This window comes from Acinetobacter qingfengensis (assembly GCF_008693185.1).
Taxonomy (GTDB): Bacteria; Pseudomonadota; Gammaproteobacteria; order Pseudomonadales; family Moraxellaceae; genus Acinetobacter; species Acinetobacter qingfengensis.
In genome coordinates this window covers 162,411-175,233 of the sequence record NZ_VXKN01000002.1, presented here as the reverse complement: position 1 = coordinate 175,233, position 12,823 = coordinate 162,411, and the positions used below count along the sequence as shown (strand labels likewise).

The following is a 12,823-nucleotide window of genomic DNA, read 5'->3' as shown; positions in this document are numbered from 1 at the left end:
ATATTAGGAAATAATCAACTTCAAATGCAGAAAAGCATAGAAAGATTCCTTTAAATTTAATGATGCAAAAAAATGAGAACAAACATTTTATAAAATAAAATTATAACGTAAAGTATCAACCAGTTTGCCTATTGAGCAAATCAGCAAGACATCAAATAAACTGGAAGATTAAATGTTATTAAGTGTAAGAAAAATAGCGTTAACACTATGTGTTTTGGGTATAACTGCAAATGTCTGGGCTGCTCCGGTTTTGGTTAAGACTGAGCAAAATATTTATGAATATAAATTGGACAATGGCTTAAAAGTTATATTGGCGCCCAATCCTCAAGAAAGTAAAATTTATATGAACACCATTTATTTTACCGGATCCCTAAATGATCCACAGGGAAAAGGCGGGTTGGCACATTTACTGGAGCATTTGGCATTCAAGGGCACTCAAAATGTGCAGGGAGAAACCTTCCAGCGCCAACTTGATCAATTTACTTTATCCAATAATGCCAGTACAGATTACTATTCTACTCGATACATTAATACGATTCGCCCTGATAAAAATGCTTATCACAAGATTTTATATTTGGAAGCACAACGTATGGACCAACTGGTTTTACAAGACAAGTTTATTCCAACCGAAATTGAAATCGTCCGTCGTGAACGTGAAATGAGATTAGACCAGCCGTTATCAATCATGATTGATCAAGTATTTAAGGCAGCTTATGGTAATCAGTCATTTGGGCGCTTGCCGATCGGTGATCTCGATGAATTAAAATCGATTAAATTACCCGAGTTAAAAACATTTTATCAGCAATATTATGCACCAAATAATGCAGCCATAGTCATCACAGGGAAGTTCGATTTACAGGACATGCTGCAACAGATTGACAAAAACTTTACACCTATTTCGGCGAAAACATTGCCTGTGAGTGTGAAACAACCTGTAGTTGATTTATCGATAGTAACACAGCGCCACTTCAGTGTAGAGAAAGGCAGTAAATATGGAAAATTTAATATATATATGGCAAAAAATCGGCCTGATATTGAAACAGCACTACCTATGCTTCCATATTTACTGACGATTGAACCTAGTGGTCGTTTGTATCAAAACATGGTGAAAACAGGGGTCAGTTCAAATGTTTTGTCAACAATATGGTTAACGCCTGATTTTAATTTACTTTTTGTTGGGGCATGGTACACACCATCGCAAGATGCAACAAAGGTCGAACAAGATTTGATTCAGAATGTAGAGCAAGGGCAGCCTTACACAGAAAGTGATGTAAAGCGACTACAGAATATTATCAAAAATACTAGACAGGATGTTCTCGCCAACTCGGTATTATTGGGATCAATTTTAGGTGAATACATTGCTAATCAACGAAACTGGGATCAATATTTTATTGATCAAAATGCTTCATTGGCGTTGAATGCTAGTCAGATTAATCAGGTGATTAAACAGGTTTTTACCTCATCACAACGCTTGGCAACTACTATTCAACCTACACCTGATTCACAAAAACAAGCATTGACAGCAACCAGTTCTACGGCAACATTGCATACATCAAATGTAATCAAAAAAGAAGAATTTAAGGACGTTAAAACTTATCAAAAAGAAATTAAAACAGATGTAAGTCTTTCAAAACAATTAATTAATACTGCGGAAAAAAATATTCAACGTGGAAAATTATCTAACGGTGTTAAATATGCACTGTATCCTGTAGACACCAAAGATAATCGTGTTTATGCAAAAATTAGCTTAAAATTTCTGGATGAAAAGGCTTTATTAAATCAAGAAAGTGTTGTGGATTTTCTTGCATACCTAATATTGCGTGGTTCGGATAAATATTCTTATCAGGAGATTGTTGATAAAAGTATTGCGCTAGATGGCAGTGCCAGTGTAACTAGCTCAGGCAATGGATTAACTGTCACATTAAATGCCCGTAAAGAAAACTTTCAGGCTTATTTTGATTTTATTATGGATATTCTTAAACATCCCCGATTCGATCAGCAGGAATTTGATTTAGCTAAATCACAATCTTTACGTTCGCTTGAGCAACCTTTTACAGAACCTAATTTGGTTTCAGCTTTGACGATTGAGCGACTCATGGAGCGTTATCAACCTGGAGACTTACGTTATCATTTTGAACCGGAACTTGCCAAAGAACAATTGCAGAAAATAGACAATGAGCAAGTAAAAGCATTTTATCAGCAATATATTGCCATGGATCATGCGCAGGTTGCGGTGACAGGGCAGTTTGATATAGAAAAAGTACGAGCAGACCTTGAACAACAACTTGGTCAGTGGAATAAATACCAGCCGTATCAGCCTGTGAATAATCAATATTTTATTTATCAAGCACAAAAACATCATGTATTGGCTGAACAACGAGAATCTGGAAGTTATCGTGGCGTGCTTTTAATGCCTATTGGGGATCAGCATCCAGATAGTGCTGCATTAGTGGTGATGAATAGGATTTTAGGAAATTCACAAATTTCTTCTCGTCTGGGTCAGGGATTAAGAGAAAAAAATGCATTGGTGTATAGTTTTAGAAGTAACTTAAACCGCGACGCTGATACAGATCTTAGTACATTAACAATTAGTGCAGACTATCAGGTGGATAAATCACAGGAAGTGAGTCAGGTGATTCATCAGGTTTTTGCAGAATTTATTAAAAACGGTGTTACTCAGCAGGAGTTGGAAGCAGCCAAAGCCGATATTTTAAAACAGCGCTTAGTTCAATTGAATGATAGTCGTACCATTCATGGCATGTTAAATTATCAACTTGAGCATGATAAAACGCTACTGGATCGTCAAAAGCGTGATCAGGAATTTGCCAAACTGACTGTACAAGATGTCAATCGTGTAATCAGACAATATCTGAAACCTGAACATTTTGTTGAGGTCATGGCTGACCAATACGGCAAACAACAAAAGTAATATCAATAAAAATGCCTCGATGATTTCGAGGCATTTTGCTTAATGATCGTGTTTATGTGTGTGAAATTCTTCCATTTTTCTAAAACGTAGATAATTATCAAATTGTTCGCAATATTCATCATAATTATCTTCTAGCATGGCTTGAAATTGCTGTACCAGATAGGCCATGACCTGTTCTTTGGCCTCAAGCATTTCTTGACCATCTTTAAATGTATTGGCGCTCACCCAAGTATTAAAACGTGCAGCTGCAAAGAGTAATGATGCACTGACTTGTCCACGTATTTCTGCCGGTTTGGCTTGTTCACCGGGTTTTGTACGACAAAACTCATTGGCCTGTTTAATAAACTGATCTGCCCAATTAAAAAAAGTAGCATTTAATGCTTCTTCTTCAGTAACATCAGTTGCATCAATACGATTAGACACCAGATACACTCTTAATTAAAACATGATTGAAATAGTATAACAGATGAAAAATGTTTAAGTCGCAAAAGCTGAAACTTAATTTATATTTAACATAAGTATTATACAATAGGAATGAACGTACATATTTTATGCATCAATTCATTTTATCTAAAGTAAAATACAGATTGAAAATAAACTTTGGCTCGGTACTTGTGACATGATCTGTGTTGATTTAAGATAAGCTCAACTTATTAATAGATTTAGGTAATTATTTTTATAAACTTATATTATATTTTTAATGGTTTGTATAAAATGATACGTTAATAGGATGTTAAATAATAATCCAGATTTTGTGTTAGGAATATTGGATGAATTCAATGGCTGAGATTTTAGATAATCAAATTTGGTGTGAAAAATTACCACAATTAATTGCCATTAAATATAATCATAATGAAATGGTATATTTTAATCAATTATGGTGTGAGCAATTTGCGATAAACCAATATGAGTATGATGTAAGTATTTGGAAAAAAATAACTTATATTGATGACTATGTTGCATTAGATAATTTTTTACAACAACACTCAGAACCTTCCCATATTCTAAAATGCCGTTTACAACTTGTTAATGACCAATATCATTGGTTTATGCTTTCCAAGTTGGAAATTGTAGATTCAGCAGGTAATATTTCAGGACTCATTATTCAGGCATCTGATATTAATGCTAGTATGGAAGAGTCGGTCAATGAACAAATAAAACAACAAAAACATATATTTAACACCAGTGTCGACTGCATTAAAATTCTCCATCCGGATTCTCGTTTAATTTATATGAATCAGGCTGGTTGTCAGGCACTGAATTTACCGATAAATGAACAAAAATTTGGTATGTTCTGGACAGATTTATTACCTAAAAATATGCAAAAACGTTGTTTGAATGCAATAGAAAAAGCAAATCAGGGTGAATTTGTTCGTTTTGAAATGGACATATTAGATAATCAGGGACAGCAGGTTTATTGGGATAATATTTTAACACCAGAATATGATATTCATGGACAAGTAGTTCGTATATTGGGTATCTCAAGAAATATTACGGAACAGCGTCTAATTCAGGATGCTTTTAAAAAAGCCAGTGAGTTGGATGATTTGACGGGACTGTTAAATAGGCGGCTTTTTAAAAAACTTTTAGCTAAAAAAATTAATCAACATAAAAATGTTGCAAAGAAATTGGGTTTATTAATGATTGATTTGGATCATTTTAAAAATGTTAATGATTCATTGGGCCATATTGCAGGCGATCATTTATTAAGAGTGATTGCTAATCGCATGAATACATTGTTATCTAGCGATATTACTGTAGCCCGTTTGGGTGGGGATGAGTTTGCAGTTATCGTTCCAATGATACATGACCCAAATGAAGTAATTGAAGTTGGAGAGAGAATTTTAAAGTTGATTGAACAACCTGTTTATTTTGCTGGTAAGGTTGTGAATTGTGGTATGAGTATTGGCTGTGCAATTTATCCGGATCATAGTGAAGTGGGAACTGAGTTATTACGTTGTGCTGATATTGCACTCAATGAAGTAAAAGCTCGTGGACGAGGTAGTGTCGAATTACTTGATATCAATGCATTAAAAAGTGTTGAAGTTGCCATGGATCAGTTGAATGTCGCACGTATGATTATCCAAAAAGATATGATCACCCCTTATTATCAACCTCAAGTGAATTTATTGACAGGTGAAACCATCGGTTTTGAAGCTTTATTACGCTGGCATGATGAAACAGGAATGCTTCGTTTCCCCGGTGAATTACTGGAAGCTTTTCATAATTATGAATGGGCGAAGAAAACCAGTGAAGCCATGCAACATAAGATTTTTAATGATATCTATCAATGGATGAATAGTGGTTTAAAACCTGTACCTGTTTCCATCAATATTGCACCAATTGAATTTCTACGTGATGATTGTGCAGAAAAATTTATTCAACGTCTTGAACAATATCGTATTCCAGCAGAATACATTAATATTGAAATCACTGAACATCATTTTGTTCAACGTGGAGTGGACTTCGTTAAGCGTGCATTGAGAACATTAAGAGATTATGGAATTAAAATTGCTTTAGATGATTTCGGAACAGGATATTCCTCGTTAACACATTTACGAACTTTTGCAGTGGATTATGTCAAAATTGATGGTCAATTTGTGCGTAGTGTTCAAAGTGACCCGATTGCATTAGCAATTATTGAGGCAATTTGTCAGTTAGCCCCGAGTTTAAGTTTAGAAGTCATTGCAGAAGGAATTGAAACTATTGAGCAGCGAGATCTTGTCGTGAATAGTGGTTGTATTTATGGTCAGGGATTCTTATATAACAAAGCATTACCTGAAGCATCTGCCAGAAAATTTTTAGTTGTACAAGATAACGTTTAAGCCTTTGTAATGGATCCCTTCTAATTGGTATTTAATGCGAATTATAATTTTAGGGATATGGGGAATTTTGTATAAAGTTTATAGAAAAAAAGCATTATTTTAGATTCAGTGCCAGCCAAAAAGATTTTTTGGCTGGCTTGTATAAATTGATCAGTTAAGCCAACTGTTGTGTTGCGACTTGTTTTTGTTTAAGTATTGCATAAATTATACCTGTAATTATACTTCCTACTGCAATTGAGAACAGATACCAACCTGCATGGCTAATCGCACCAGGAATTAATAGTACAAAAATTCCTCCATGTGGCGCCATAAGCTCACAATGAAAAAATGCAACTAATGCGCCTGTGATTGTGCCACCAATAATAGCACTTGGAATAACACGCATTGGGTCTTTGGCTGCAAAAGGAATGGCTCCTTCAGAAATAAAGCATAAACCCAATACAAATGATGCTTTACCAGCATCTCGTTCTGCCTGTTCAAATTTACTTTTTGCAATCCATGTGGCAATTGCCATACCAATCGCTGGCACCATTCCACCGGCCATTGTTGCTGCCATAGGTAAATAGGTATGTGTGGTTAATAATCCTACCGTAAATGCATAAGCCGCTTTATTAATTGGGCCACCCAAATCCACGCACATCATTCCTGCCAGAATCATGCCCATTAAAATGGCATTGGTAGTTCCCATATTATTTAAAAAATGTTCCATCGCATGGAACACTTGAGCAACTGGACTGCCAATGACATAAATCATTGCCAAACCTACAACCAATGAACCGAGTAACGGAATAATCAAAATAGGTTTAAGTGCTTCGAGACTTTGTGGAAGTTTGAGTTTCTTTGCTAAAAATAAGGCAAAATATCCTGCTAAAAAGCCTGAAATAATACCACCTAAAAACCCTGCCTGTAACTGACTGGCCAATACACCGCCAATTAGTCCTGGTGCTAAACCAGGACGATCTGCAATAGAGTAGGCAATATAACCAGACAGCATAGGTACCATGAGTAAAAATGCTGCATCACCGACTTGTTTTAATGCTGCGGCAAGTGAACCTTCAACTTCAAATGCTTTAATCCCAAAACAAAAGGATAAGGCAATTAATAATCCACCAGCGACAACCATTGGTAGCATAAAGGAAACACCGGTTAATAAATGCTTATAAGTACCTGTTTTTTCAGATTTTTCTTTATTGGTATCATTGGTTTGAGATTGTTTGCCAGAACTAAGTATTTGTGCTTCTTCAATTGCGGCATTAAAGGCTTTATCGGTTTGTTTCAGCGCAAATCCAGTACCACAACGATAAACACGTTTGCCGAGAAAGCGATCAGTATTCACTTCGATATCAGTTGCCAAGATTACAATATCTGCCTCGGCAATCGCTTGTGGCGATAAAATATTTTTTGCACCAACAGAACCTTGAGTTTCTACATCAATTTGATAGCCGTGTTTTGCTGCACCTTGTTGTAATGCTTCAGCAGCCATGAATGTATGCGCAACTCCTGTTGGGCAGGCAGTAATTGCAACAAATTTTAGTTGATCGGAAGTTGTTTGTACTTGATTTTTTTGTGTAAATTCATTAGCCGGTTGCGCAGTTGCAATGGCATTTTTAAGGATTTGTTCAGCATCTTGTTGTAATGAGGATAGATTGACAAGCGCAAATTTTTTATCCTGCAATGATTCAAGCTGACGTGGTTTTTGACCAATAATGATAACAAGGTCAGTAGTATCAACATTTAAATTTTCAAAAGATTGTGTAACTTGACTTTTATACCCTAAGCCAGAAGCAATGGTGGCTAATTTTTTGGCAAAAATAGTTGCATTAATTTGCTGCTCTGTGCTGTTAGGCACGAATAAAATATGCTTAATTTCGTTCATCTTATTCACTCAATGCAGTGACTGAAATTTGTTGCTTCAAATCATCAATAATGGAATTTTGGGGAATATGAAAACCAATCTGGGTGACTGCATGGCTACCAATGGCCGTTGCTGTTTTTAAGGTTTCCTGTGCAGAGTTTTTTTGAATTAACCCATGAATCATGCCTGCAAGTAGAGAATCTCCTGCACCAACAGTGCTTTTTACCGTAACCTTTGGAGCATTGGCATGAAAATCCTGTTGTTGTCCCAACCAATTCACACCAAGTTCCCCCATGGATACAATAATATGTTCAATTTCGGGTATTTGAAGTGACTGAAAGAGTTGCTTTTGTTGCAGATAACTTTGTGCTGGTTGCAGATAAGTTTCTGCAAGTTCATCTGTATTGGGTTTAATCATCCACGGTTGTGCAGAAATTGCTGCGGATAATGCAGAACCACTGGTATCAACCACAACTTTTTTACCTTTACTTTTGAGCCACTTAATCAGTTCGGCAAGTTCGAATGTACTAAAACCTTGAGGTAAACTTCCAGCAATGACTACAATTTCAAATTGTTCAAGCAATTGCGAAATTTGTTGTTGTAATTGCTGCTTGTGTTGCTCAGAAACCAGAAAACCTTTTCCGTTGATATCCGTCATGCGTCCTGATTGTTCAGCAACTTTGATGTTTTGACGGGTTTCACCTTCAACATACACAAATTGATTATGAAAATGTTGTGTAGCAAAATGTTGATCAAAAATTTGACGATTATTTTGACCTAAAAATCCAGTCACAATGACTTTATGTCCAAGATCTTTTAGCACTTGTGCAACATTGAGTCCTTTGCCTGCTGCATGGCATTCAATATTTTGCTGACGATTAACTTCGCCAATTTTTAATATATCTAATTGCAGTGTGACATCAATGGCTGGGTTGAGTGTAATACATAAAATCGTAGTCATGATTTATCCTACCAATTGACGAACATCAAAAGCACTTTCACAACTGAGGGCTTTTTGTGCCAGTTGTTGGCTTTGTGCATAATTTAATTGACGAATTTGTGCTTTAACCAACGGGATACTGGTACTCGACATACTGAGTTCATCAACCCCTAGTCCCATAAGAATAGGGACTGCTTTTGGATCTGCTGCAAGTTCACCACAAATACCGACCCATTTGCCATGTGCATGTGCTGCGCGTACTGTCTGATCAATTAATAGTAAAACACTTGGATGTAACCCATCGGCTTCGGCAGAAAGTAGGGGATGCCCACGGTCAATGGCCATAGTGTATTGAGTAAGGTCATTGGTGCCAATACTAAAAAAATCGACTTCTTTGGCCAAAATTGGTGCAAGTAGTGCAGCTGCCGGAACTTCAATCATGATACCCACTTGAAGATTTTTGCAAGGGTATTGAATGCGTACATCATCCAGAATGGCTTTGGCAGATCGCCATTCTTCTACGCGCCCAATCATTGGAAACATAATACGCAACGGGCGATCATCTGCTGCCTTGAGTAAGGCGGTTAATTGTTGATGTAACAATTCCGGCTTGCGTAAGGTTAAACGAATTCCTCTTAAACCCAGAAATGGATTTTCCTCTTCTGGAATTGGTAGGTACGGTAGAGGTTTATCCCCACCAACATCTAGTGTACGAACAACAAGTGGGCGACCTGCCAGTGTATTCATTACAATGCGATATTCAGCTTCTTGGGTGGCTTCATCTGGTGCGCTGTTATGCTGCATAAATACCAATTCGGTTCTTAATAAACCAATGGCTTCAGCACCACGCTCTACGGCCTGCTGAGTTGCTTGTACTTTACCAATATTGGCAGCAACTTCGACTTGATGTCCATCTATTGTAATTGCATTATGTTGACATTGTGCTTCAGCTTCATATCTGATCTGTTGTTGTCGTTGTCTTTCTGCAATTGCCTGATCGATTAAGTTTGGTTCTGGTTCAATGACGAATTCACCATTATCGCCATTAATTAGCACAGTAGTATGCGATTTAATTTGTAAAATTGATGAACCTGCACCAACCACAGCAGGAATTGCTAGTGCACGAGCAACAATAGCACTATGTGCACTGGCACCACCAACGGCTGTAAGTATTCCAGCCACGCGATCTTTATTTAATTTGGCAACATCACTTGGACCAATATCATGCTTAATCAAAATATATGGCGTTTCGGGTTCCTTAATTTCTTCTACACCACATAAAACAGCCAATACCCGATCACCGATATCACGCAAATCAGCAGCACGTTCTGCAAGTAGATGATCATTTAATGCTTCTTGTGCTTTGGCTGCGGATTCAATATATTCATGCCATGCAGCTGGAGCAGATAAATTTTGTGCAAGATTTTTATGTACATTTTGCAAAAGATCTGGATCTTCCAGCATTTCCAGATGTGCCGTAAAAATTTGCTTAATCGCATCAATATCTGTTTTGGTAATGTATTGACGAATACTGTTTTTGACTGAATGGATGGCAATATCTAATTTTTCTGTTTCGGATTTAAGACTATGACCATAACGATCATATTGAAAAGTTCTTGCTTTTACGACATGGGCTGGTCCAAAAGCCAACCCTGATGAAGCTGCAATTCCTTTATTTTGCTGATCACTCTGATCGTTATTAAAATCTAAAACAGGTGTTTGTTGTACCTGAACAAGGTTGCTCTCATCAATGGGTTCAACAGTTTCGCCCAGACCTTGTTTGACAGCTTCAATGATCTGGTCAAGCTGTACCGCTGCCTGAGTTTCAGGTTCAGCAATAAAGGTAAGTTTTTGACCACGTTTGCAACCTAAAGATAGTAATCGGGTTACGCTTTTGGCAGAAACATATTGTCCCTGATCGACAGCAACCTGAATTTCACCTTGTAACCCTTTACAGATATTGACTAAATAGGATGATGGACGAGCATGTAATCCATGAGCATTGGCAAGAATAACGGTACGAGTCGGCCAGTCGGGAATAATCTCTGCACCAATCAGTTGTGCAATTTGATGTGCATCTTGTTGATCATGTAGTTGTTGTTGTTGATTAGGATCAAACAGGACATCCATTAAGCGATTAAATTGTATTAAATCCAATTGTTCGTTACTTGCAATACAGATCAGTGTCTGTAAATTCTTATCCTGGTATTGGAGTGTATTTTCAGCTTTTACAATACTTACAGCAGGACTTAATACATGTTGGTTTGCAGAAATTGACCAGATGTTTTCACCAAGATGGATCATGTGTTGCGGATTTAATGCACTGATAAATCCGGTTTCGACCATTTTTTGTTGTTTAAGACACTGTGCGCTATGCCAGAGTAAATCATCAAGATCCTCAGCTAAAACGTGTGTTTCAATCAAATTTTCATGTAGTGCCAAAGAATGCGGTTGCGCTTGTAAAAGCTCAATCAGTTGTTGCTGTGTATCAGCGATTTTGACTTGTTCTGAAATATCATTGAGTAAGGCGCGAGTAAGAATCTGTAATACCTGTAAATGTTCATCTGATTTTGCAGCAATGACAATCGCTAGATAAATGGTATTTTCACCATCCCAGATAACACCATCGGGAAAATGCGCTAATCGAACGCCTGTTTTTAAAATATGCTGTCTAGATTGTGGCGTGCCATGCGGAATGGCAATGCCTTGACCTAGATAAGTTGCACTTTGTTGTTCTCTCGCTTGTAAACCTTCCAAATATTGCGGTGTAACAAGTTGATCTTCTACTAAAATATTAACTAAACACTGCAACGCTTCAGCTTTGTTCGCAGCTCGTTGATTCATGCGAACATGTTGTATATCTAGTGCTAGCATAAAAATCCTATGAAAAAAATTAATTGCGTTGAAGCGCAAATTCAAACGGCAAAAGAATACAGGATTCTACCTTGTTTGAAGTGAAAATACAGTCTTAGATTATGAAGTGTATTATTTATTTTGTTAATATTTGGAAAAATAAAAAGTAATTGTATGAATATTCTGCAATCAATAATAATTTTGTTTATAAATAATAAGATTTCATTCTTTATGAAAGAAACGATAATTATATAAATAATGAACATTTTTGATTTAAATAAATTCTGATATTTGATTTGTGCTACTATTGTTTGAAACAAGAAAGGGAGATCGTAAATGCAACTTTGTAATATACTTGATATTCAATATCCAATATTTTTGGCACCGATGGCAGGTGTCTCTACACCAGAATTAGCGGCTATTGTATCTAATGAAGGTGGCCTTGGAAGTTTAGGTTTAGGTGCAAGTCAGACCGAACAGGCTAGAGCAGCAATTCTAAAAACAAAACAATTAACTGATCGACCTTTTCAGGTCAATTTTTTTTGTCACCAGCCAGAAGTTTATGATGCTGATCAAGCACAGGCATGGTTAAACTACTTATCACCATATTTCTCTGATTATCAACAAGATGCACCAAAGCAGCTAAATAAAATTTATCAAAGTTTTATTGAAAATGATGACTTACTTGAAGTGGTACTGGATACTCATCCCAAAGCTGTCAGTTTCCATTTTGGATTGCCTACAGCATCACAAATGCAACGGTTAAAACAGGCTGATATTGTGACAATTGCATCGGTTACTCAGTTAAGTGAAGCTTTACTTGCTGAGCAAGCTGGTATTGATATCCTGATTGCTCAAGGCATTGAGGCCGGTGGACATCGTGGGCTATTTAATGCCAATTGTGATAGTGGATTATCTACTATCGATTTGGTTTTATTGCTACAGCATTATGTGCAATTACCAATCATTGCAGCGGGTGGCATCATGACAGGTCAGGATATTTCTTTATATCTGGAACTTGGTGCACAAGGCGCGCAATTGGGTACAGCATTTGTTCAGTGTGCAGAATCTGCGGCAAATGACTCTTACCGTGAAGCCTTATTTAATGAAAGTATTACCCAGATCACAGACAGCATTTCAGGTCGGCCAGCCAGAGGATTATTTAATTATTGGCAGGAACTCATAGATCAGCCGAATCGTCCTGAACATGCAGGGTATCCTTATACTTATGATTTGGCAAAACAATTACATGCAATTGCCAGTAAACAAGATAATGATGATGGGTTTGCTGCATATTGGGCTGGAGCAAATGTGGCCGAAATCCGTCGTCTGGATGCTGGACCATTAATGCAGACATTGATTGAAGAAATACAAAGTAAGTGATGTACGTTATTCACAAAAAATATTTATAATACCGCCTT

7 protein-coding genes are annotated in these 12,823 nt (G+C 36.9%); 3 read left to right on the top strand and 4 right to left on the bottom strand.

The window, feature by feature from the left end; translation table 11 throughout:
* Nucleotides 1-172 precede the first annotated feature (172 nt).
* Nucleotides 173-2,929, top strand: coding sequence for a M16 family metallopeptidase (locus F4V57_RS03315; protein ID WP_070069711.1), 2,757 nt, complete (start codon nucleotides 173-175; stop codon nucleotides 2,927-2,929).
* A gap of 39 nt (nucleotides 2,930-2,968) precedes the next feature.
* Here F4V57_RS03315 and F4V57_RS03310 read toward each other — a convergent pair whose 3' ends face one another.
* Nucleotides 2,969-3,352 carry a DUF3144 domain-containing protein gene (locus tag F4V57_RS03310; protein ID WP_070069710.1) on the bottom strand — a complete coding sequence of 128 codons (384 nt, stop codon included), beginning with the start codon at nucleotides 3,350-3,352 and terminating at the stop codon, nucleotides 2,969-2,971.
* Nucleotides 3,353-3,708: 356 nt separating this feature from the next.
* On the opposite strand from F4V57_RS03310, the gene F4V57_RS03305 reads away from it, so the two are divergent.
* A complete protein-coding gene (locus F4V57_RS03305) occupies nucleotides 3,709-5,754 on the top strand; it encodes a sensor domain-containing protein (RefSeq protein ID WP_171257533.1) in 2,046 nt (681 codons plus the stop codon).
* A 154-nt stretch (nucleotides 5,755-5,908) separates the two neighbouring features.
* Here the strand turns inward: F4V57_RS03305 and F4V57_RS03300 are convergent, their stop codons facing one another.
* Genes F4V57_RS03300 through ptsP form a run of 3 tightly spaced genes read right to left on the bottom strand, consistent with a single transcriptional unit; the run spans nucleotide 5,909 to nucleotide 11,423 of the window.
* On the bottom strand, nucleotides 5,909-7,630 hold the full coding sequence (locus F4V57_RS03300; protein ID WP_070069708.1) for a fructose-specific PTS transporter subunit EIIC: 1,722 nt from the start codon (nucleotides 7,628-7,630) through the stop codon (nucleotides 5,909-5,911).
* A 1-nt stretch (nucleotide 7,631) separates the two neighbouring features.
* On the bottom strand, nucleotides 7,632-8,570 hold the full coding sequence (gene pfkB / locus F4V57_RS03295) for a 1-phosphofructokinase (RefSeq protein WP_070069707.1): 939 nt from the start codon (nucleotides 8,568-8,570) through the stop codon (nucleotides 7,632-7,634).
* Between the two features lie 3 nt (nucleotides 8,571-8,573).
* Nucleotides 8,574-11,423 carry a phosphoenolpyruvate--protein phosphotransferase gene (ptsP, locus tag F4V57_RS03290; RefSeq protein WP_070069706.1) on the bottom strand — a complete coding sequence of 950 codons (2,850 nt, stop codon included), beginning with the start codon at nucleotides 11,421-11,423 and terminating at the stop codon, nucleotides 8,574-8,576.
* 315 nt (nucleotides 11,424-11,738) lie between these two features.
* Between ptsP and F4V57_RS03285 the strand changes: the two genes are divergently transcribed.
* Nucleotides 11,739-12,785, top strand: a complete 1,047-nt coding sequence (locus F4V57_RS03285) for an NAD(P)H-dependent flavin oxidoreductase (protein WP_070069705.1) — start codon at nucleotides 11,739-11,741, stop codon at nucleotides 12,783-12,785.
* Nucleotides 12,786-12,823: the final 38 nt, after the last annotated feature.

Coding starts and splice junctions, on each gene's coding strand:
- F4V57_RS03315 (WP_070069711.1), top strand. CDS start 173: ATGTTATTAAGTGTAAGAAAAATAGCGTTAACACTATGTGTTTTGGGT.
- F4V57_RS03305 (WP_171257533.1), top strand. CDS start 3,709: ATGGCTGAGATTTTAGATAATCAAATTTGGTGTGAAAAATTACCACAA.
- F4V57_RS03300 (WP_070069708.1), bottom strand. CDS start 7,630: ATGAACGAAATTAAGCATATTTTATTCGTGCCTAACAGCACAGAGCAG.
- pfkB (WP_070069707.1), bottom strand. CDS start 8,570: ATGACTACGATTTTATGTATTACACTCAACCCAGCCATTGATGTCACA.
- ptsP (WP_070069706.1), bottom strand. CDS start 11,423: ATGCTAGCACTAGATATACAACATGTTCGCATGAATCAACGAGCTGCG.
- F4V57_RS03285 (WP_070069705.1), top strand. CDS start 11,739: ATGCAACTTTGTAATATACTTGATATTCAATATCCAATATTTTTGGCA.